Source organism: Kitasatospora sp. NPDC001547 (assembly GCF_042894165.1).
Lineage (GTDB): Bacteria > Actinomycetota > Actinomycetes > Streptomycetales > Streptomycetaceae > Kitasatospora.
In genome coordinates, this window is record NZ_JBIAVL010000003.1 from 174,392 (window position 1) to 194,905 (window position 20,514).

At 73.1% G+C, this 20,514-nt stretch carries 16 protein-coding genes; 10 read left to right on the top strand and 6 right to left on the bottom strand.

What is annotated here, in order from left to right:
* Both ACFY0X_RS06550 and ACFY0X_RS06555 read left to right on the top strand, forming a co-directional pair.
* Nucleotides 1–951: a hypothetical protein gene (locus ACFY0X_RS06550; protein ID WP_387749685.1), complete on the top strand. Its 951-nt coding sequence runs from the start codon at nucleotides 1–3 to the stop codon at nucleotides 949–951.
* A 404-nt stretch (nucleotides 952–1,355) separates the two neighbouring features.
* Nucleotides 1,356–1,994: a hypothetical protein gene (locus ACFY0X_RS06555; RefSeq protein ID WP_387749688.1), complete on the top strand. Its 639-nt coding sequence runs from the start codon at nucleotides 1,356–1,358 to the stop codon at nucleotides 1,992–1,994.
* On the opposite strand, the gene ACFY0X_RS06560 is transcribed toward ACFY0X_RS06555, so the two are convergent.
* Entirely contained in the window at nucleotides 1,965–2,648 is a 684-nt protein-coding gene (locus ACFY0X_RS06560; RefSeq protein WP_387749691.1) for a hemolysin III family protein, read from the bottom strand. The two genes, ACFY0X_RS06555 and ACFY0X_RS06560, sit on opposite strands and share 30 nt — an antisense overlap.
* Before the next feature lie 275 nt (nucleotides 2,649–2,923).
* On the opposite strand from ACFY0X_RS06560, the gene ACFY0X_RS06565 reads away from it, so the two are divergent.
* Nucleotides 2,924–4,753, top strand: a complete 1,830-nt coding sequence (locus tag ACFY0X_RS06565) for a phosphoenolpyruvate carboxykinase (GTP) (protein ID WP_387749694.1) — start codon at nucleotides 2,924–2,926, stop codon at nucleotides 4,751–4,753.
* 154 nt (nucleotides 4,754–4,907) lie between these two features.
* On the opposite strand, the gene ACFY0X_RS06570 is transcribed toward ACFY0X_RS06565, so the two are convergent.
* Nucleotides 4,908–6,122, bottom strand: coding sequence for a pyridoxal phosphate-dependent aminotransferase (locus tag ACFY0X_RS06570; protein WP_387749697.1), 1,215 nt, complete (start codon nucleotides 6,120–6,122; stop codon nucleotides 4,908–4,910).
* Between the two features lie 249 nt (nucleotides 6,123–6,371).
* Here ACFY0X_RS06570 and ACFY0X_RS06575 point away from each other — a divergent pair, with 249 nt between their 5' ends.
* Entirely contained in the window at nucleotides 6,372–7,088 is a 717-nt protein-coding gene (locus ACFY0X_RS06575) for a prepilin peptidase (RefSeq protein ID WP_387749700.1), read from the top strand.
* Between the two features lie 275 nt (nucleotides 7,089–7,363).
* Here the strand turns inward: ACFY0X_RS06575 and ACFY0X_RS06580 are convergent, their stop codons facing one another.
* Nucleotides 7,364–8,968, bottom strand: a complete 1,605-nt coding sequence (locus ACFY0X_RS06580; RefSeq protein ID WP_387749703.1) for a chitinase — start codon at nucleotides 8,966–8,968, stop codon at nucleotides 7,364–7,366.
* 423 nt (nucleotides 8,969–9,391) lie between these two features.
* Between ACFY0X_RS06580 and ACFY0X_RS06585 the strand changes: the two genes are divergently transcribed.
* The 4 genes from ACFY0X_RS06585 to ACFY0X_RS06600 all read left to right on the top strand — a co-directional run bounded on the left by ACFY0X_RS06585 (nucleotide 9,392) and on the right by ACFY0X_RS06600 (nucleotide 15,042).
* Nucleotides 9,392–10,186: an isoprenyl transferase gene (locus tag ACFY0X_RS06585; RefSeq protein ID WP_387749705.1), complete on the top strand. Its 795-nt coding sequence runs from the start codon at nucleotides 9,392–9,394 to the stop codon at nucleotides 10,184–10,186.
* 290 nt (nucleotides 10,187–10,476) lie between these two features.
* Nucleotides 10,477–11,811, top strand: coding sequence for a PhoH family protein (locus ACFY0X_RS06590; protein WP_387749708.1), 1,335 nt, complete (start codon nucleotides 10,477–10,479; stop codon nucleotides 11,809–11,811).
* 433 nt (nucleotides 11,812–12,244) lie between these two features.
* Nucleotides 12,245–13,000, top strand: a complete 756-nt coding sequence (locus ACFY0X_RS06595) for a transglycosylase SLT domain-containing protein (protein ID WP_387749711.1) — start codon at nucleotides 12,245–12,247, stop codon at nucleotides 12,998–13,000.
* Between the two features lie 521 nt (nucleotides 13,001–13,521).
* Nucleotides 13,522–15,042 (top strand): AI-2E family transporter, encoded by a 1,521-nt coding sequence (locus ACFY0X_RS06600; RefSeq protein ID WP_387749714.1) that lies wholly within the window; start codon nucleotides 13,522–13,524, stop codon nucleotides 15,040–15,042.
* Between the two features lie 173 nt (nucleotides 15,043–15,215).
* On the opposite strand, the gene ACFY0X_RS06605 is transcribed toward ACFY0X_RS06600, so the two are convergent.
* Both ACFY0X_RS06605 and ACFY0X_RS06610 read right to left on the bottom strand, forming a co-directional pair.
* The gene (locus tag ACFY0X_RS06605) at nucleotides 15,216–15,758 is read right to left on the bottom strand and encodes an alkyl hydroperoxide reductase (protein WP_387749717.1); all 543 of its coding nucleotides are present in this window, start codon (nucleotides 15,756–15,758) and stop codon (nucleotides 15,216–15,218) included.
* A gap of 3 nt (nucleotides 15,759–15,761) precedes the next feature.
* Nucleotides 15,762–16,313 carry a peroxiredoxin gene (locus ACFY0X_RS06610; protein ID WP_387749720.1) on the bottom strand — a complete coding sequence of 184 codons (552 nt, stop codon included), beginning with the start codon at nucleotides 16,311–16,313 and terminating at the stop codon, nucleotides 15,762–15,764.
* A 190-nt stretch (nucleotides 16,314–16,503) separates the two neighbouring features.
* On the opposite strand from ACFY0X_RS06610, the gene ACFY0X_RS06615 reads away from it, so the two are divergent.
* On the top strand, nucleotides 16,504–17,454 hold the full coding sequence (locus ACFY0X_RS06615; protein WP_387749722.1) for a LysR substrate-binding domain-containing protein: 951 nt from the start codon (nucleotides 16,504–16,506) through the stop codon (nucleotides 17,452–17,454).
* On the opposite strand, the gene ACFY0X_RS06620 is transcribed toward ACFY0X_RS06615, so the two are convergent.
* Nucleotides 17,451–18,083: a TetR/AcrR family transcriptional regulator gene (locus tag ACFY0X_RS06620; RefSeq protein ID WP_387749724.1), complete on the bottom strand. Its 633-nt coding sequence runs from the start codon at nucleotides 18,081–18,083 to the stop codon at nucleotides 17,451–17,453. The genes ACFY0X_RS06615 and ACFY0X_RS06620 overlap by 4 nt on opposite strands.
* A 125-nt stretch (nucleotides 18,084–18,208) precedes the next feature.
* Between ACFY0X_RS06620 and ACFY0X_RS06625 the strand changes: the two genes are divergently transcribed.
* On the top strand, nucleotides 18,209–20,464 hold the full coding sequence (locus ACFY0X_RS06625; protein WP_387749727.1) for an MMPL family transporter: 2,256 nt from the start codon (nucleotides 18,209–18,211) through the stop codon (nucleotides 20,462–20,464).
* The last annotated feature ends 50 nt before the right edge of the window (nucleotides 20,465–20,514 follow it).

Sequence of the window (20,514 nt, forward strand, 5' to 3'; positions counted from 1 at the left end):
ATGACCGAGATCAAGAGCCGCCGTCGGGCCGCGACCGCCGTCACCGCCGCCGCCGGCACCCTGTTCACCGTCGGCCTCGCGCTGTCGCTCGCCCCGGCCGGGCACGCCGCCGAGCCGGCCGCCCCCGCCGCCCCGGTCGCGCAGGCCGCCGCCGCCCCGGCCCCGGTGCCCGCCGCCGAACTGGCGCAGGCCCGCAACGCCGTCCAGGACCCGGCCGTCCTCGACAAGGTCGGCCACTTCTTCGCCCGCAAGGGCGTCCCGCCGACCCAGCAGCTGACCATCGGCGCCGCCGAGGAGGCCCGGGCGGCGGACGCGGCCGCGCCACGGCTGGCCGGCGACACCGTCCCGGTCTACCTCCTGGACCCCGGCTTCGTGGCCGGCACCCCGGGAGCGCCGGTGGCGAAGGCCGAGTTCACCGCCAGCACGGTGGTCGCGGCGGACGGGCAGAGCGCCTCGGTCTGGACCGTCCGGCAGGACGGGGGCTGGAAGGTGGTCAACATCGCCTCGGGCGGTGACGAGGGCGACTACGCGGCGAAGGCCGCCGGCAGCGGCGGCGGCACCGCCTTCCGCGAACCGCAGGTCAACGCCTGGTACGTGCTGCGCGACGGCCGGGTGCTGCCGCTGGACGACGAGGCCCGGCGCTCGGTGGGCGCGGGCGGGGTCACGCTGGCCGCGTACCAGCAGCTGGTGCACCAGCGGTACGGGGACAAGCTGCCCGGCTCGGCGTACGACCGGGCGGGCCGGGGCGGCGGCTACCAGGTGGACGCCGCACCGCTCGCCGGGGCCGCGCCCGAGCTCGGAGCGGCACCCGAGCTCGCGGCCGCACCGGGGCCCGCGGTCGGCGGTTCGGCGCTGCCGGCCGTGACGGCGGCGGCCGCCCTGGGAGCCACCGCGCTCGTGGGCGCGGGTGCCGTGCTGCGGCGGAGGAGGGCGGGCGTCCGCCGCGGTTGACGGCAGGCGGGGCCCGGCCGGTCGGGCCGGGCCCCGCGATCCGCACCCGCCGGACACACGGGAGAACGGGCCACGCACGAGAGCGAACACGCACGAGAGCGGACACGCAGGCGAGCGGGCACGCAGGAAAGCGGACACCCAAGAGAGAGGGGCGGTGGGCGGCCGGGTCTCGGCCGCCCACCGCCCCTTCGGCTACCCTCCGTGATGTGTCCTGGAAGTGCCGCTTCCACACAAGGAATTGACGCAACGTTGATCTGTCGTTCGCCGCCCCGGGGCAGTCGGCCATGACTGACGGTAGATACCATGTGGCAATCGGTCAGTGCTGGCCGACGCGTGCCGAGAGCGGAGAAGAGGTGGGGCGGCGGCAGCCGACCACGAGCCCGGCACCGGGAAAGGGGACCGGAGTGGCCGACGCGGACGACAAGCAGACGAGCGCCCAGGTGTGGGGTTCGGCGGTGGTGGTGGGCTCTGCGCTGGCCGTGGTCGCGGCCTACCTGATCAACGGCGCCGCGCTGGTCCTGGCGGTGGCCGGGGTGGAGACCCTGCTGCTGATGGTCTACGTCGCCCGCCGCTGGCGGGCGCTGCGCGGCGAGCCGGCCCCGGTCCGGCACCGCCCGCGCCGCGGCATCCCGGACGCGGCGCACTGCGAGCGCTGCCGCCGGGCCCGCGAGGCGCTGGACGCCCGGCAGGCGCGGGACCGCTCGGCCGGCGCGCCCGGGCGGCCCGGGTCCGCGGCGCTCCCGGGGCCGGCCGGGTCGCCGCCCGAGCCCCGCCGGCGGTCCGGCGAGCCCTCCCGGGAGTCGCACGGGGAACAGCACCTCGCACACGGCGGGCACCACGACGCCCACGGCCCGCTGCAGGGCCCCGGCCCGCAGCCGGAGCCCGACGGCCTCGACCACTCGTCCTACCCGCGCCGCCCGCAGATCCGGGCCCCGTACGAGCGGCCCTGGACGGCGCAGCGGGCGGCCGCGCGGTCCGTGGACCGTTCGACCGCCCGCCGGGGCGCGCCGGGATCAGCCGGCCGTGCTGTACGCCACCAGTGAGACGCCGACGTACTGGACGATGAACGCGCCCAGGGTGAAGGCGTGGAACACCTCGTGAAACCCGAACCAGCGCGGTGAGGGGTTGGGCCGCTTGAGCCCGTACACCACGCCGCCGATGCTGTAGAGCACCCCGCCGACGATCATCAGCACCAGGACGGCGACCCCGCCGGTGCGCAGGAAGTCCGGCAGGAAGAAGGCGGCGGCCCAGCCCAGCGCGAGGTACACCGGCGTGTACAGCCAGCGCGGCGCGCCGACCCAGAACACCCGGAACGCGATCCCGGCCAGTGCGCCGCCCCAGACCGCCCAGAGCAGCACCTGCTGGTCGGCGCCGTCGAGCAGCAGCATCGTGAACGGCGTGTAGGTGCCCGCGATGATCAGGAAGATGTTCGCGTGGTCCAGCCGGCGCAGCACGGCGTCCCCGCGCGGGCCCCAGTCGAAGCGGTGGTACACCGCGCTGACCCCGAACAGCAGCCAGGCGCTGACCGAGTAGATCGCGCAGGCGATCTTGGCGGGCGTGGAGTCGGCCAGGGATATCAGCACGATCCCGGCGGCCACCGTGGCGGGGAACATCGCGGCGTGCAGCCAGCCGCGCCACTTCGGCTTGCTCTCCGTGGGTGCACTCTCCGCGAGCGCGGCAACAGTCATGCGCAGCATGCTACCGGCTACCTACGCTGCCGTAGGTTACTGGCGCGTAGGAAGTGGCGATCGTCACTCTTGGACGTTTTGGAGTATTTGGAGTGTGGCCCCGCACACTCCGTCGCGGGTGTGCTTGGCGTATTACCGGCTGGTAACCATACCTGCTGTAGTAAAAGATGCGTCAATTTCGACGCTTCGCCGCGTTCCGGCCTTGAGTCCGGAGCTACGCTGCAAGCACCCTCAGACCCCCGCGACGCCGTCTCCTCGCCGAGATGGCGTGAAACGGAGCGATCGTGTCGTACGAGATCTCTGCTCTCAGCGCATCCGCGCCCACCCGCCACAAGCAGCTGCTCGCTTGGGTGAGCGAGATCGCCGAGCTCACCCAGCCGGACCGCATCGAGTGGTGCGACGGCTCCGACGAGGAGTACCAGCGCCTCGCGGACCTGCTGGTGGCGCAGGGCACCTTCAAGAAGCTCAACGAGGAGAAGCGCCCCAACTCCTACTACGCCGCCTCGGACCCCTCGGACGTGGCGCGCGTGGAGGACCGCACCTACATCTGCTCCGAGCAGGAGAAGGACGCCGGACCGACCAACAACTGGAAGGCCCCCGCCGAGATGCGGGAGGTCTTCCAGGGCGAGCAGGGCCTGTTCCGCGGCGCGATGAAGGGCCGCACGATGTACGTCGTGCCCTTCTCGATGGGCCCGGTCGGCTCCCCGCTGGCCGCGTACGGCGTCGAGATCACCGACTCCGCCTACGTCGCCGTCTCGATGCGCGTGATGACCCGCATGGGCCAGGCCGTGCTGGACCAGCTCGGCGAGGACGGCGACTTCGTCAAGGCCGTGCACACCGTCGGCGCCCCGCTCGCCGAGGGCCAGGCGGACGTGGCGTGGCCGTGCAACACCACCAAGTACATCTCGCACTTCCCGGAGACCAAGGAGATCTGGTCCTTCGGCTCGGGCTACGGCGGCAACGCCCTGCTCGGCAAGAAGTGCTACGCGCTGCGCATCGCCTCGACCATGGCCCGCGACGAGGGCTGGCTGGCCGAGCACATGCTCATCCTGAAGCTCACCCCGCCGAACGGCGAGGCCAAGTACGTCGCGGCCGCCTTCCCCTCGGCCTGCGGCAAGACCAACCTGGCCATGCTCCAGCCGACGGTCCCGGGCTGGAAGGTCGAGACGATCGGCGACGACATCGCCTGGATGCGGTTCAACAAGGAGGACGGCCGCCTCTACGCGATCAACCCCGAGGCGGGCTTCTTCGGCGTCGCCCCCGGCACCGGCGTGGACACCAACGCCAACGCCATCGACACCCTCTGGGGCAACACCGTCTTCACCAACGTCGCCCTCACCGACGACGGCGACGTGTGGTGGGAGGGCCTCACCGAGGAGCCCCCGGCACACCTGACGGACTGGCGCGGCAACGACTGGACCCCCGAGTCCGGCACCCCGGCCGCCCACCCGAACGCCCGCTTCGCCGTCCCGGCCGCGCAGTGCCCGACCATCGCCCCGGAGTGGGAGGACCAGGCGGGCGTGCCGATCTCGGCGATCCTGTTCGGCGGCCGCCGCGCCACCGCCGTCCCGCTGGTCACCGAGTCCTTCGACTGGCAGCACGGCGTCTTCCTGGGCGCCAACATCGCCTCCGAGAAGACCGCCGCCGCCGAGGGCACCGTCGGCGAGCTGCGCCGCGACCCGTTCGCGATGCTGCCGTTCTGCGGCTACAACATGGGCGACTACTTCGCCCACTGGCTGAAGGTCGGCGCCCAGGCGGACGCCGCCAAGCTGCCGAAGATCTACTACGTCAACTGGTTCCGCAAGAACGCCGAGGGCAAGTTCGTCTGGCCCGGCTACGGCGAGAACAGCCGCGTGCTCAAGTGGATCGTCGAGCGCCTGGAGGGCACCGGCGAGGGCGTCGAGACCCCGATCGGCGTGCTGCCGACCGTCGACGGCTTCGACCTCGGCGGCCTGGACCTGTCCAAGGAGGACCTCGACCTGCTCTTCACCGTGGACGCCGACATCTGGCGCCAGGAGGCCGCCCTCGTGCCGGCCCACCTGGAGACCTTCGGCGACCACACCCCGAAGGAGCTGTGGGACGAGTACCGGAACCTCGTCGCGCGTCTCGGCTGAGCCTGAGCCTCAGCCGCGACAGAGGCGGGCGCGCGGCACGAACCGCGCGCCCCGCCGAGCGGCAGGACGGCCGGAGTTCCGCCGGGCGATTTTCCCCCGACCAAGGAGATCGCCCGGGCCGGAACTCCGGCCGTAGTGTTTTCCCGCCCGACCGCTACGGCTGGACGTAGCCGTCCAGGAAGTCGCCGATCCGGGTCACCGCGTCGGTGATCTCCTCCGCCCGGGGCAGCGTGACCAGCCGGAAGTGGTCCGGCTCGGGCCAGTTGAAGCCGGTGCCCTGGACCAGCAGGATGCGCTGGGAGCGCAGCAGGTCGAGCACCATCCGGGCGTCGTCCTTGATCTTGTGGACCTTGGGGTCCAGCCGGGGGAAGGCGTACAGCGCGCCCTTGGGCTTGACGCAGCTGACCCCCGGGATCCGGTTCAGCAGCTCGTGCGCGGCGTCGCGCGAGGCGTGCAGCCGGCCGCCGGGCAGGACCAGGTCGCGGATCGACTGCCGTCCGCCGAGCGCGGCGGCCACCGCGTGCTGCGCGGGCATGTTGGCGCACAGCCGCATCGAGGCGAGCACGGTCAGGCCCTCGATGTAGCTGCGGGCCCGGGTCCGGTCGCCGGACAGCACCATCCAGCCGGAGCGGAAGCCCGCGACCCGGTACGCCTTGGACAGCCCGTTGAAGGTGACGCAGAAGAGGTCCGGGGCCAGGGTGGCCAGCGGGACGTGCTCGACGTCGTCGTAGAGGATCTTGTCGTAGATCTCGTCCGCGTAGACCACCAGACCGTGCCGGCGGGCGATCTCCGCGATGCCCTCCAGCACCTCGCGCGGGTAGACGGCGCCGGTCGGGTTGTTCGGGTTGATCACCACGATGGCCCTGGTCCGGTCGGTGACCTTGGCCTCGATGTCGGCGAGGTCCGGGTACCACTCGGACTGCTCGTCGCACCGGTAGTGCACCGCGGTGCCGCCGGACAGCGAGACCGAGGCGGTCCACAGCGGGTAGTCCGGGGCCGGGACGAGCACCTCGTCGCCGTCGTCCAGCAGCGCGGTCATCGCCAGCTGGATCAGTTCGGAGACCCCGTTGCCGAGGAAGACGTCGTCGACGGAGAGGCCGTGCAGCCCGCGCTCCTCGTAGTGCATGACCACCGCGCGGCGGGCGGAGAGCAGACCCTTGGAGTCGCCGTAGCCGTGCGCGGTGGCGAGGTTGCGCAGGATGTCCTGGAGGATCTCCGGGGGCGCCTCGAAACCGAAGGTGGCCGGGTTGCCGGTGTTGAGCTTGAGGATGCGATGGCCCTGTTCCTCCAGCCGCATCGCCTCGTCGAGCACCGGGCCCCGGATGTCGTAGCAGACATTGGCGAGCTTGCTGGACTGGATGACCTGCATGTCCGCCTACTTTAGGGGTACGGAGGGGGCGTGCGGCGGGTCTCCGCGGGGGCGCTTTGGAGGGCCCGAACGACCCCCTTGGATCGCCAGGCGGGGCTGGCGGGGCGCCTTCCGAACCGGCGGTCGGATGTCCGGAATGCTCCTGTATGCGAGGAGCGCCGCCGCGCCGCCGGGCGGAAGGAGACGGACGGCACACTGTCCGGCGCGGGAGGATGTGGCCGGTGCGTCGGTCGAGGAGGGGGTGCGCCGGTGGTCCCGGTCGTGGTCGCGGCGGTGCTGGTCGGTCTCCTGGCGGCTCCGCCGCTGCGCGGGCTGATCGCCCGGTTCGCGGTGCCGGAGGGCGAGCCCTGGTGCGACGGCTGCCCGTCCTGCGGGCGCCGGGTGCGCCTGCTGCCGCCGACCGGGCGCTGCCCGGGCTGCCGGGAACGGCTGGGCGCCGGCCCCTGGTCGGTGGAGGCGGTCGCGGCGGCGGTCGCCGTCGCGGTGGCGTACGCGGCGGACCGGCCGGCGGCGGCGGCCCTGGCGCTGGGCTGGGCGGCGGCGCTCGGCGTGGCGCTCGGCTTCGTCGACGCGCGGGTGCGCCGGCTGCCGTACCGGCTGACCCTGCCGCTGCTCGGCGGGGTGGCCGCGCTGCTGCTGGCGGCGGCGCCGGCCGCCGGCCCCGGGGTGCCGCTGCGCTGCCTGCTGGTCGCGCTCACGGTCGGCGGCCTGCTCGAACTCGCCGTCTGGCTGGGCGCGTTGGGCCCTGGGGACTCCCCGCTCGGGCTCGCCCTGGGCGGGCTGCTCGGCTGGTACGGCTGGTCGGTGGCGCTCGGCGGGCTGTTCGCGGCGATGGTGCTCGCCGGGCTGTGGGGCACCCTACGGGCCGCCGCCGCGCTGGCCCGTCGTCGCCCGGTGCGCGGGCTCGACCTCCCGGTCGGCCCGTTCCTGCTGCTCGGCGCGCTCATCGCGGTCCTGGCGCGGTGAGCGCGCCCGCGCGGTTCCGCCCCTGCTGAGGGCCGGCACCGAGAACGGCACTGAGGAACAGCACCAATAAAGGGGACAGCGCTGATGGAGGGAGGCGCTGATAAAGGGGACAGCGCTGATATAGAGGGGAGAGCGACCGAGGAGAAGGCGGCGGAAGGGCCCGCCGCACCGGTCGGTGCGACGGGCCCCGCCGCCGGCGCGCGGGCCCCACCCTCAAGGAGCGGCGCGCCGGGGGAGTTGAGCTTCTGGCGGCTCCGGCCTCGGCCGGCCCGCGGTCACCGCATCCCGTGGACGAACGGGCCGACCGCGTTGGAGAACGCGTTGCCGTTGTTGGCGTCCCAGTTGGTCGACCAGGTCATCGCGCCGCGGATGGTCGGCCACTTGGCCGGCGGCACGAAGCTGCCGCAGTTGGCGCCGGTGGCCAGGCAGTCCAGCGCGTTGTTCACCACGGCCGGGGAGACGTAGCCGCCGCCGGCCGCCTTGGTGGAGGCCGGGACGCCGATGCCCACCTGGTCCGGCCGCAGGCCGCCCTGGATCTGGGTGCAGACCTGCGAGGTGATGAAGTCGATGGTGCCCTGGGTGTAGACCTTGCCGTCGCAGCCGTTCATGCCGCCCGAGTTGTAGAACTGGGTGTTGACGACGGTGAGGATGTCCTTGGTCTTCAGCGCCAGCTGGAAGTAGGCGCCGGAGGTGTTGTACATCCCGATGGTCTCCGGGGCCATGGTCAGGACGAAGCCGGGGCCGACCTTGGCCTGCAGGGCGTGCAGCGCGTCGCCGAGCGGCCCGGCCTGGACGCCGTTCTCCAGGTCGACGTCGATGCCGTCGAAGCCGTAGTCCTTGATGATCGCGTAGGCGCTGTCGACGAAGTTGGCGCCGGCGGTGGCGTCCCCGACGGTGATCGCGCCGTTCTGGCCGCCGATGGAGAGGATGACCTTCTTGCCGGCCGCCCGCTTGGCCTTGACGTCGGCGCGGAACTGGGCGTCGGTGTAGCCGCCGAGGGCCTTGGACAGGCCGGGGTCGAGGGTGAAGCTGATCGCGCCGGTCCGGGTCGGCACGGCGTCGGCGAAGGACACCGCGATGATGTCGTACGCGCTCTGGACGTCGCTCAGCCGCTGCACGGTCGAGTTGTTGTCGAAGTTCTGCCAGTAGCCGGTGACCAGGTGGGCGGGCAGCCCGGTGGGCGGGGTGGTGCTGGTCGGCGTGGCGGTGGGGGTCGGGGTCGCCGTCGCGGTCTGGGTGGCGGTGGGCGTCGGGGTCGCCGTCCTGGTGGGCGTCGCGGTGGCCGTGGGGGAGGCGGTGGCCGTCGGCGTGGGCGTGGGGGTCGCGGTCGGCGACGGGTTGCCGCCGCCGCCCGGTCCGATCAGCGCGACGTCGTCGGCCAGGTAGGCGCTCTGGCCGTACCAGCCGTGCAGGTAGACGGTGACGCTGGTGGCGTTCGCCCCGGTGGTGAAGGTGGTGGACAGCTGGTTCCAGCTGTTCTGGTTCGACCAGGCGGACGGGTCGGTGCCGCCGGTGCCGCGCGCACCGAGGTAGACGTACGGACCCTGGACCCACGCGCTCAGCGTGTAGCTCGTGTTGGGCAGCACGCTGATGGTCTGGGTGCACTCGGCGGTGTCGCCGGCGCCCGGCGTGGCCTGGAGCGCGCCGGTGCCCGAGTGGACCGGGGAGGAGACCGTGGTCGCGGCGCCGGTGCAGGACCAGCCCCCGAGCCCGCCGTCGAAGCCGCCGTTGGAGACCAGGTTGCCGACCGCCGCGCTGGCGCCGCCGGCGAAGAGGGCGAGGCCGCCGCCGGCCAGGGCGAGGGCGGTGGCACCGGCCGCGACGGCCGGGAGGGGGCTGCGCCGGCGCTTGTGCGAGGGCTGGTTCAGCGTACGGGCCATGGGGTGACGCTCCTGGGGGAGGAGCGGCCGCCGCGGTGGGGGGCGCGGCGGCCGCGTGTGGGGGAGGGGAGGTCCGAAGTGAGCCTGCGGGGCGGAGGAGGAGGATCGTTCCGTCCCGGATCAAAAGCTGGACTAGACCATTACTGGTCGTCAAGCACCGGACGGACGGCTTACGGTTCCGTTAAGGATTCGGAGACCGTTCCGTGTCCCCGCCCCGGGAGCGCCGGAACGGCCGCGCGGTCCGCTCGGACGGCCCCCGACACGCCCGTCGCGACAGCCTCCGACACGCCCGTCGCGACAGACTTCGTACAGGACCGTGACCAGACCGCTACCTGCGGCTTTACCGAGCACCTGCGCGCCGGAGTAGGCTGCGCCGGGGGCGGAGACGCACCAGTTGCAACGAGCACGGAGGGGCCGGGAAACATGGGTCTGCGCGATGTCGCCGAACGGACGCCGGGGCTGCGCACCCTGCTCGGCGGGATGTACGGGCTCTACGGCCGACGGGTCGAGGTCCACCTCGCGAGCACCCCGCGCCACATCGGCGTGATCCTGGACGGCAACCGCCGCTGGGCCAAGGCGGCCGGCGGCTCCACCGCGTACGGCCACCAGCGCGGCGCCGACAAGATCAGCGAGTTCCTCGGCTGGTGCGACGAGACCCACGTCAAGGTCGTCACCCTCTGGATGCTCTCCACCGACAACCTGGACCGCCCGGCCGACGAGCTCGTCCCGCTGCTCGGCATCATCGAGGACGCCGTCACCGGCCTGGCCGCCGCCCGCCGCTGGCGGGTCCACCCGGTCGGCGCGCTGGACCTGCTGCCGCAGCACACCGCCGACGTGCTCAAGCGGGCCGCCGACCAGACCGCCGACATCGACGGCATCACGGTCAACGTCGCGGTCGGGTACGGCGGTCGGCACGAGATCGCCGACGCCGTCCGCTCGCTGCTCCAGGAGCAGGCCGGACGCGGCACCTCGATCGAGGAACTGGCCGAGATCCTGACCGTCGAGCACATCGCCGAGCACCTCTACACCCGCAACCAGCCCGACCCGGACCTGATCATCCGCACCTCGGGCGAGCAGCGGCTGTCCGGCTTCCTGCTCTGGCAGAGCGCGCACAGCGAGTTCTACTTCTGCGAGGCGTACTGGCCGGCCTTCCGCAAGGTCGACTTCCTGCGCGCGCTGCGCGCGTACGAACAGCGCCACCGGCGACTGGGACTGTAGCCCCGGCGTCGTCCTCGTGGTGTCCCGGCGTTATCCCGGCTGGTCCCGGCGCGCTCCCGGGGCGCCGGCCCCGGGCATCGGCCGCCGGAGGAAATGACCGCCGTAGGCCTGGCCTACCCGGCGCCGGCGCGAGGCCAAACGTTCACCGGCAATGATCCGTCAGTTCGCCGGGGGCGCGAATGCACCGTTCCTCGCCTGGGAATACTCCAGTCAGTCCGGCCCCGAGGCCACCGGGGCAGCGAGGGCCGGCTTGCCGCGGATGACGCAGGGTCATCCGCTCTGGAGGCCTAGTGGTCAGTTCCAAGAGCCGCCGGACACCAGACCGGCGCACGTACGTTCTCGACACCAGCGTGCTCCTGGCGGACCCGCTCGCCATGACGCGTTTCGAGGAGCACGAGGTCGTCCTCCCGGTGGTGGTCGTCACCGAGCTGGAGGCCAAGCGGCACCACCCGGAGCTGGGCTACTTCGCCCGCCAGGCGCTGCGGCTGCTCGACGACTACCGCATCCGCCACGGCCGGCTCGACGAGCCGATCCCGGTCGGCGAACTCGGCGGCACCATCCGGGTCGAGCTCAACCACTCCGACGTGTCGATACTGCCGGCCGGCTACCGGGCCGGCGGCGGCGAGGCGGACACCCGGATCCTCGCGGTCGCCCGCAACCTCCAGGCCGAGGGCTACGACGTCACCGTCGTGTCCAAGGACCTGCCGCTGCGGATCAAGGCCAGCTCGGTGGGCCTGCTCGCCGAGGAGTACCGGGCCGAACTGGCGGTCACCTCCGGCTGGACGGGCATGTCCGAGCTGCACGTCCCGGCCGACCAGGTGGACGCGCTGTTCTCGGTCGGCCACGACGCCGGGGTGGACGTCGACGGGGCCGCCGAACTGCCCGTCCACACCGGGCTGGTGCTGACCTCGGAGCGCGGCCGGGCGCTCGGCCGGGTCACCGGCGACGGCCGGGTGCGGCTGGTGCGCGGCGAGCGCGAGGCGTTCGGGCTGCGCGGGCGCAGCGCCGAGCAGCGGGTGGCGCTGGACCTGCTGCTCGACCCGGAGATCGGGATCGTGTCGATGGGCGGGCGGGCCGGCACCGGGAAGTCGGCGCTGGCGCTGTGCGCGGGGCTGGAGGCGGTGCTGGAGCGGAGGCAGCACCGCAAGGTGATGGTCTTCCGGCCGCTGTACGCGGTCGGCGGCCAGGAACTCGGCTACCTGCCGGGCTCCGAGGCGGAGAAGATGGGCCCCTGGGCGCAGGCGGTCTTCGACACCCTCTCCGCCGTCACCACCCCGGACGTGATCGAGGAGGTCATCTCCCGCGGGATGCTGGAGGTGCTGCCGCTGACCCACATCCGGGGGCGCTCGCTGCACGACGCCTTCGTGATCGTGGACGAGGCGCAGTCGCTGGAGCGCAACGTCCTGCTGACGGTGCTGTCCCGGATCGGCCAGGGCTCGCGGGTGGTGCTCACCCACGACGTGGCGCAGCGGGACAACCTCCGGGTGGGCCGCTACGACGGCGTGGTGGCGGTGGTGGAGAAGCTGAAGGGCCATCCGCTCTTCGCCCACATCACGCTCACCCGCTCGGAGCGTTCGCCGATCGCGGCGCTGGTCACGGAGATGCTGGAGGACATCCACCCGTGATCCGCCCCTGATGGGTGCATAGTCGGACAATACGGTCAACTCGCGTTCTGGAGCCCGCTCCTGAGGGAGCGGGCTCCGCTCGTCCCATCGCATGGAATGCTTTCCGTCCGGGGAACTGCCGTACGGTGGATGTGACATGCGCCACGCGAGCGGGAATTGCGTCGACAGTGCCCGGTGCGGCATGGTGAGGGTTCTGTCAGGCCCCGCGTACGGCGCGGCAGGGCTCCCGCACTCCGGGGGTCAGGCCCCGGAAGGTCCGCCAACTCCGGTCGGTGGACACACAATTGAAGACCGTTGAGCCGTACGCCGCCCGATTTCAACGCCCGGTCGCCTCACCTCGGCCGGACGCCGGGCCAGCACCTCCCGTGACCAGAGCACCGTGCGGAGGTCCGTGCCAAGGGGCATGTTGCGCCCGTACGGTCACGCGTGGGCGATGCTGGAAGGAAACCATGTGACTCGGATCTCGGTCCGGGGAGTCGCTGTGGCCTCCGCCACCGCCGTCACCGCTGTCGGTGCCGTCGTGGGTATGGCCTCGGGCAGCGAGGGCAAGACCACGCAGACGGTCGACGTCGCCGGCGCGACCCTGCTTGCCGAAGTCCCCTCTGGCGCCCAGGCGCAGACCATCAGTGACAACATCGGCCAGCAGGCATCCGCCCAGCAGGCCTCCGCCGACGCCGCCGCCAAGGCCGCCGCGGAGCAGAAGGCCGCCGAGGAGGCCGCGCGCCAGAAGGCCGCCGCGGACGCCCAGGCGAAGGCCGATGCCCAGGCCAAGGCCGACGCGGACAAGGCCGCCAAGGCCGCGGAGGACAAGCGCAAGGCCGACGAGGCCGCCGCCAACCGCTCCAAGGCCCGCTCGGCGATGACCGCGGTGGAGGACGCGCCGGCCGTCTCGGTCAGCCCCGGTTCGGTCCAGGAGCTGGCCCGGCAGATCGTCGGCAACGACACGCAGTTCCAGTGCTTCAGCCAGATCGTGAAGCGCGAGAGCGGCTGGGACTACACCGCGACCAACAAGAGCTCCGGTGCCTACGGCCTGGTCCAGGCGCTGCCCGGCACCAAGATGGCCTCGGCCGGTGCCGACTGGCGCACCAACCCGGCCACCCAGATCAAGTGGGGCGTCAGCTACATGAACTCCCGCTACGGCAGCCCCTGCGGCGCCTGGTCGTTCTGGCAGAGCCACAACTGGTACTAGGAACGGCCGCCGCCGCGGCGGCGCGGTTCCCCACGGCCCCGGCCGCCCGTCCTCCTCGGACGGGCGGCCGGGGCCGTGGCGTTCTCCGGCTCGGGCCGACGAACGGGTGGCGGGCCGACGGGAGGGTGGCGGGACGCGGAGACAGCAGGCGGACCGCCCCGCCCGGGTTGCGCTGACCAGTGCGCCCTCGGGCGGTGCGGTCCCGGTTGCGGACGCGGGGCGCGGGAAGGGGTCCTGGTTGCCTCCCGCACCGGCCGGTCCGCCGGCGGTTGGCCGTGGGGCGACCTCGGCGGCTCGGCTCCGGGGTCTCGTCCCGTCTCATCCCCCACGTACCGCATCCGAAACCAGATGGAACCTGGCGTTTTGTCCGGATCATCGGTATGGGGGGTGACGGGTCGAACGGACCGGCGGCCGGACTCGCCGCACGCGCGCCGGGGTAGCGTCATCCCTGACGGCCGCGGCGGGACCCGCGGCGTACCGCCGGGCACGGCGGGTTCGGCAGGGGAGCGGTGGTAGCGAGGATGGCACGGGGCGGAAAGGCCTTCAAGGCCGTGGCCAAGGGCATGGCCGTGGTGGCCAGCGCGGCCGCCGTGATCGAACGGCGCCGGCGCGCCGCGATGGCGGCCGACCCGCACGAGCAGGCCCTCCCGGCACTGGCCGACGGGCACGTCCCGGCACTCGCCGAGGCGCCCGGCCCGGTCCCGGTCCCGCGGACGGACCCGGCCCCGGCCCAGGCCCCGGCGCCGACCGGCCCGTCCGCCGCGGCGGTCGCGCCGTCCGCCGCGGTGCCCCCGGCCGCCCCGCCCGCACCGGCCGCGCACGCCGGGCTCGGCCGGGAGTACCACCCCGGCCGTCCGGCCACGCCCGCCGAGGCGGTGCCGTGGGGGCTGCGGGTGGCCGCCGAGTCGACCTGGCGGCTGCTGCTGCTCGGCGCCGCGCTCTACGTCGTCTTCTACGTGGTCGACATGCTGCGGCTGGTCGCCTTCTCGGTGCTGGCCTCACTGCTGATCACCGCGCTGCTGGAACCCTCGGTCTCCTGGCTGCGCCGGCGCGGGGTGCCGCGCTCGCTCGCGGCGGGCGGGGTGTTCCTCAGCGGTCTGGCCGGGATCGGGCTGGTCGGCTGGTTCGTGGTCTGGCAGGTGTCGACCAACCTCTCGGACGTCACCACCCAGGTGAAGACCGGCGTCAACCAGCTGCGGGACTGGCTGGTCACCGGGCCGCTGCACCTGACCCAGCAGCAGATCACCGACTTCGCCAACCAGATCACCAAGGCCATCAGCACCAACACCGACCAGCTCACCTCGGCCTCGATCACCGGTGCGCAGATCGCCGTCGAGGTGCTGACCGCGCTGCTGATGACCTTCTTCACCACCTTCTTCTTCCTCTACGACGGCGGGAGGATCTGGAACTGGGCGCTGCGCGGCCTGCCGCGGCACTCCCGCTTCGCGATGGCCGGGGCCGGCCCCAAGGCCTGGACGACGCTCACCGCCTACGTGCGCGGAACGGTCTGCGTGGCCTTCATCGACGCGCTCTGCATCGGCATCGGCGTCGACCTGCTGGGCGTGCCGCTGGCCCTGCCGCTGGCCGTGATCATCTTCCTGGGCGCCTTCGTCCCGCTGGTCGGCGCGTTGATCACCGGCACCGTCGCGGTGCTGATCGCGCTGGTCACCCAGGGGCCGTGGACGGCGCTGATGGTGCTGGTGGTGCTGGTGGTGGTGATGCAGGTGGAGAGCCACATCCTCCAGCCGCTGATCCTCGGCCGGGCCGTCCGGGTCCACCCGCTCGGGGTCGTGCTCGGCGTCGCGGCCGGCGGCATCATCGGCGGCATCGGCGGCGCGGTGGTCGCCGTCCCGCTGATCGCCGTCACCAATACCGTGGTCACCCACCTGCGCCGCCGCAACGAGGCCGGCCAGGCCGTCTTCACCGCGCTCGAAGCCGCCCGCGAGGCCGCCGAACGGACGGCCGAGCGCACCGCGGAGGAGGCCGCCGGGCGCACCGCGGCCACCCGTCCGGCCCCGCCGGCCGCAGCCGCCACCGACTGACCCGCCGTACGGGGGCGCCCGTCGGAGACCGGCGGGCGGGGAGACCGGCGACGCGGGGGAGCGACGACGCGGGGGAGCGACGACGGGACGAGGAACGACGACGGGGCGAGGAACGACGACGGGCCCCTCCCGGACGTGGTGTCCGGGAGGGGCCCGTCGGGGTGCCGGGTGCGTCAGGCGTTGACGGCGGCGAGGGCGGCCTCGGAGTCGAGGACGCCGGCCACGGCCTGCAGGACGGCGGCGATCTTCATCGAGGCCTGGACGACCTCGCGCTCGACGCCGGCCTTGCGCAGGACGGCCTCGTGCGAGTCGAGGCACTGGCCACAGCCGTTGATGGCCGAGACCGCGAAGCACCAGAGCTCGAAGTCGACCTTCTCGACGCCCGGGGTGCCGATGATGTTCATCCGCAGACCGGCCCGCATCGTGCTGTACTCCTTGTCGGAGAGCAGGTGCAGCGTCCGGTAGTAGACGTTGTTCATCCCCATGATCGCGGCCGCGCCCTTGGCGGCGGTGTACGCCTCCGGGGAGAGGTTGGCCTTGGCCTCGGGCTCCAGCTCACGCAGCAGGCCGGGGCTGCGGGTGGCCATCGCGCAGGACAGCACGGTGCCCCAGAGCTGCTGGGCGGGGAGGTCGGAGTTGCCGATGACCGAGCCCAGGTTGAGCTTGAGGTCCTTGGCGTAGTCCGGGAGGGCGGCCTTCAGGTCGTCGAGGGCCATGGGTCAGCCCGCCAGCAGGGCCTGGGCGTCGAGGGTGTCCTCGCCCTTGGACCAGTTGCACGGGCACAGCTCGTCGGTCTGCAGGGCGTCCAGCACCCGCAGGACCTCCTTGGGGTTACGGCCGACGGAGCCGGCGGTGACCATGACGAACTGGATCTCGTTGTTCGGGTCGACGATGAAGACGGCGCGCTGGGCGGTGCCGTCCTCGTTCTGGACGCCACAGGCCTGCATCAGCTCGTGCTTGATGTCGGCCAGCATCGGGAAGGGCAGGTCGCGCAGGTCCTTGTGGTCCTTGCGCCAGGCGTGGTGCACGAACTCGGAGTCGCCGGAGACGCCGAGGATCTGGGCGTCGCGGTCGGCGAACTCGTCGTTCAGCTTGCCGAACGCGGCGATCTCGGTGGGGCAGACGAAGGTGAAGTCCATCGGCCAGAAGAAGACGACCTTCCACTTGCCCTCGTAGGACTTGTGGTTGATGTCGGCGAAGGCGTTCGCGGCGTCCAGGTCGACACAGGCCTTGAGGTCGAACTCGGGGAACTTGTCACCGATCGTGAGCACGTTCGCTTCTCCTGAAGTGAGATGAGGGGGCTTTGTCCGGAATCCGGACAACAGTCACCATTCCACATCGTGAACTGATCAGGGAAATAGCTACACTGGATGTGTCTGATCGGAGATTGCTATCAGTACCGAATTCCCCACGTCGCGGCCGGGTGCCCGCAGGAACGGCGGCGGCAAGGCCGACCCGACTGTGGCGAGTGCCACAGTCCGCAGCCCCCGCACCCCGACCGTCGCCCAGCTGCGGGCCTTCGTCGCGGTGGCCGAGCACCGGCACTTCCGGGAGGCCGCCGCCGCCACCGGGACCAGTCAGCCCGCGCTGTCAGGGGCGGTCGCGGCGCTGGAGGAGTCGCTGGGCGCGCAGCTGGTCGAGCGTACGACGCGCAAGGTGATTGTCACCCCACTGGGGGAGCGCGTGCACCAGCACGCCCGCCGGGTGCTCGCCTCGCTGCAGGCCCTCACCGAGGAGGTCGAGGCCGCCCGCCGCCCGTTCACCGGGCCGCTGCACCTGGGCGTCATCCCGACCGTCGCGCCCTACCTGCTGCCCATCGTGCTGCGGCTGGTCCGCGACCGCTTCCCGGACCTGGAGCTGCACGTCCACGAGGAGCGCACCCCCTCGCTGCTGGAGGGTCTGGCCGCCGGGCGGCTGGACGTCCTGCTGCTCGCGCTGCCGGCCGGCGGGGCCTCGCCGACCAGGGACATCCCGCTGTTCGACGAGGACTTCGTCCTGCTCACCCCGCCCGGCCACCCGCTCGCGGGCCGGGCCGACGTGCCGCGCGACGTGCTTCTCGACCTGGACGTGCTGCTGCTGGAGGAGGGCCACTGCCTGCGCGACCAGGCGCTGGACATCTGCCGCGAGGTCGGCGCCGACCCGGCGGGCTCGACCACCCGCGCGGCGGGCCTGTCCACCCTGGTCCAGCTGGTCGCCGGCGGCCTCGGGGTGACCCTGCTGCCCGCCACCGCGCTGGACGTCGAGGCCGGCCGCGCCGACCGGCTGGCCGCCGTCCGCTTCGCCGCCCCGGCACCCGGCCGCCGGATCGGGCTGGCCGTCCGGCCGGGCTCGGGCCGCAGCGCCGAGTACGAGCGCTTCGCGGCCGCGCTGCGCGAGGTGCTGGTCGAACTGCCGGTCCGGATCGTCTCCTAGAGCGGCCGGGCCGCCGCCGGGGCGCCCAGGCAGAGCCCGACCGTCGTCGCGACCAGCAGCTCCAGCGCCTCCAGGGTGTCCTGGTCGGGCCGGTCGCCGGCCCGGTGCAGGGTGAGATGGCGGGCCGTCAGGCCGTCGAAGCCGCCGAGGAAGTGGACGGCGATCCGGCGGGCGGGCAGCGCCAGGGTCAGGCCGTGGGCGGCCGCGACGGCGTCGAGCATCTCGGCGGCGGTGGCCTCGATGTCGCGCTGGAGCGCGAGCATGATCTCCCGCAGGTCGGGGTCGCGCATGGCCAGCGACCCGAACTCGCCCAGCAGCACGCAGCGCCCGTGCTCGCCGGTGGCGGCGTCCCAGAGCGCGTGCGCCAGGGTGCGGACCTGCTCGCCGAAGGTGCCGTCGCCGGGGGAGGCGGCGCGCACCTCGCCGACGAAGTCGGACTTCAGCTGCTCGACGACCGCCCGGTAGAGGTCCTTCTTGGTGCCGAAGGTGTAGTGCACCGTGGCCTGCGCCACGCCCAGCTCGGCCGCGATCGCGCGGGTGCTGCCGGCGGCGATTCCCTCCCTGGTCATCAGGTCGATCGCGGCCTGGACCAGTTGCGGTCGGCGTTCGGAGGCGGGGACGTGGGCCATCCAGCCAGGGTAGCGCCATGGTCGGGCAACTGAGTCGCACGATTCTCTCGACCAACTTGGTCACATGACAAAGTTGGGTCTACGGTGGGACGCGACCTGCTCTGACCGACCCCGAGGGACCGCCGATGGCCACGTACCTGTACCGACTGGGCCACTACTGCTTCCGGCGACGGCGGGCCGTCGTCGCCGTCTGGATCGCCCTGCTCATCGCCGTCGGCGGAGCCGCGGGGGCCTTCGCCGGCAAGACCACCGACGAGTTCAAGGTCCCCGGCACCGAGGCGCAGGCCACCCTGGACCGGATCAAGGACACCTTCCCGGCACAGGGCCACGGCTCCGCGCAGGTCGTCTTCGCCGCCGGTGCGCCCGGCGGCATCGGCACGCCCGAGGCGGGCCGGGCGGTCGGCGAGGCCGTCGACCGGATCGCCCGGGTGCCGGGCGTGGCCGCGGTGCCCGACCCGTACGCCACCGGCGCGCTCTCCCCGGACGGGAAGGTCGCGATCGCCCTGGTCTCCTTCGACCACAAGCTCGCCGACGTCACCGACCAGCAGCGGGACGCCGTGAAGGCCGCCGCCGAGCCGGCCCGCGCGGCCGGGCTGGACGTGGCCTTCGGCGGCGACGCGTACAACCGGATGGCCCAGATCGAGGGCGGCAGCGAGGCGATCGGCCTCGTGGTGGCCGGGGTGGTGCTGGTGGTCACCCTCGGCACGCTGGTCGCCGCCGGACTGCCGCTGCTGACCGCGCTGGTCGGCGTCGCCGTGACGATGGCCGGGCTGCTGGCGCTCACCGGCTCCCTCGAGATCATCACCACCGCGCCGGTGCTGGCGCTGATGGTCGGCCTCGCGGTCGGCATCGACTACGCGCTGTTCATCCTCTTCCGGTACCGCCGGCACCTGGCCGAGGGGCTGGAGCCGCAGGAGGCCGCCGCCCGGGCCACCGCGACCGCCGGCAGCGCCGTCGTCTTCGCCGGCCTGACCGTGGTGGTCGCGCTCGCCGGACTCGCCGTCGCGGGCGTGCCGTTCCTCACCGTGATGGGCCTGGCCGCCTCCGGGGCCGTCGTGGTGGCCGTCCTGGTCGCGATCACGCTGCTGCCCGCCGTGCTGGGCTTCACCGGCCGGGCCATCGACCGGCTGCCGGTCTGGAAGCGGGCCCTGGCCGCCGAAGGCCGCACCACCCTGGGCGAGCGCTGGGGCCGCTTCGTGGTCCGCCGCCCGCTGCCCGTGCTCCTGGTCGGCCTGGCCGGGCTGGGCGCCCTGGCGGTGCCCGCCGCGAGCCTGGACCTCGGCCTGCCGGGCGGCGGTTCACAGGCCACCGGGACGGACGCGCGCAAGGCGTACGACCTGGTGGGCGAGAGCTTCGGTCCGGGCTTCAACGCGCCGCTGGTGGTCGTGGTGGACGCCCACGGCGCGCCGCGGCCCGAGCAGGCGGTGCAGGGCGTGGCCGCGACGCTCCGGACCCTCGACGGGGTCGGGGCGCTGCTGCCGCCGACCGTCGACCAGGCGAGCGGCACCGCGCTGGTGACCGTCATCCCGAAGACCGGCCCGGACCACGCGGACACCAAGGCGCTGGTCGACGGGATCCGCGACCGGAAGGCGGAGCTGAAGTCGGCGACCGGCGCGGACATCGCCGTCACCGGCACCACGGCCGCCAACATCGACGTCTCCACCAAGCTCGGCCAGGCGCTGCCGCCGTTCCTCGCGGTGATCGTCGGGATCGCGGTGGTGCTGCTGGCGCTGGCGTTCCGCTCGGTGCTCGTCCCGCTCAAGGCGGTGGCCGGGTTCCTGCTCAGCATCACCGCCTCGCTCGGCGCGGTGGTCGCGGTCTACCAGTGGGGCTGGCTGGACGGGGTGATCGACGTGCCCAAGGTCGGGCCGGTGGTCAGCTTCGTGCCGATCCTGCTGATCGGCGTGCTGTTCGGGCTGGCGATGGACTACGAGCTGTTCCTGGTCTCCGGGATGAAGGAGCAGCACGTCCACGGCGCGGCGCCGCGCGAGGCCGTGGTGGCCGGCGTGCGCAACGGGGCCCGGGTGGTCACCGCCGCCGCGCTGATCATGGTGGCGGTGTTCGGCTCGTTCGTCTTCGGCCACGACCCGATCGTCCAGCCGATCGGCTTCGCCCTCGCGGTGGGCGTGCTGGTGGACGCCTTCGTGGTGCGGATGGCGCTGGTGCCGGCCGCGATGGCGCTGTTCGGCGAGGCCGCCTGGTGGTTCCCCCAGCGGCTGGGGAAGGTCGTGCCGCGGGTGGACATGGAGGGCGAGCAGCTGATCGCCCGGCTGGCGGAGCGGTCGGGGACGGACGTGGCGGAGCAGTCGGCGCAGGAGCCGCCGCGGGTCCGGCCGCAGGAGCCGCAGGCGGGGCGGGACAGGCGGCCGACCCGGGTCTGACGGCCGGCCGGGGCGCCCGGTGGGATCCGTTCCCGCCGGGCGCGACCGCG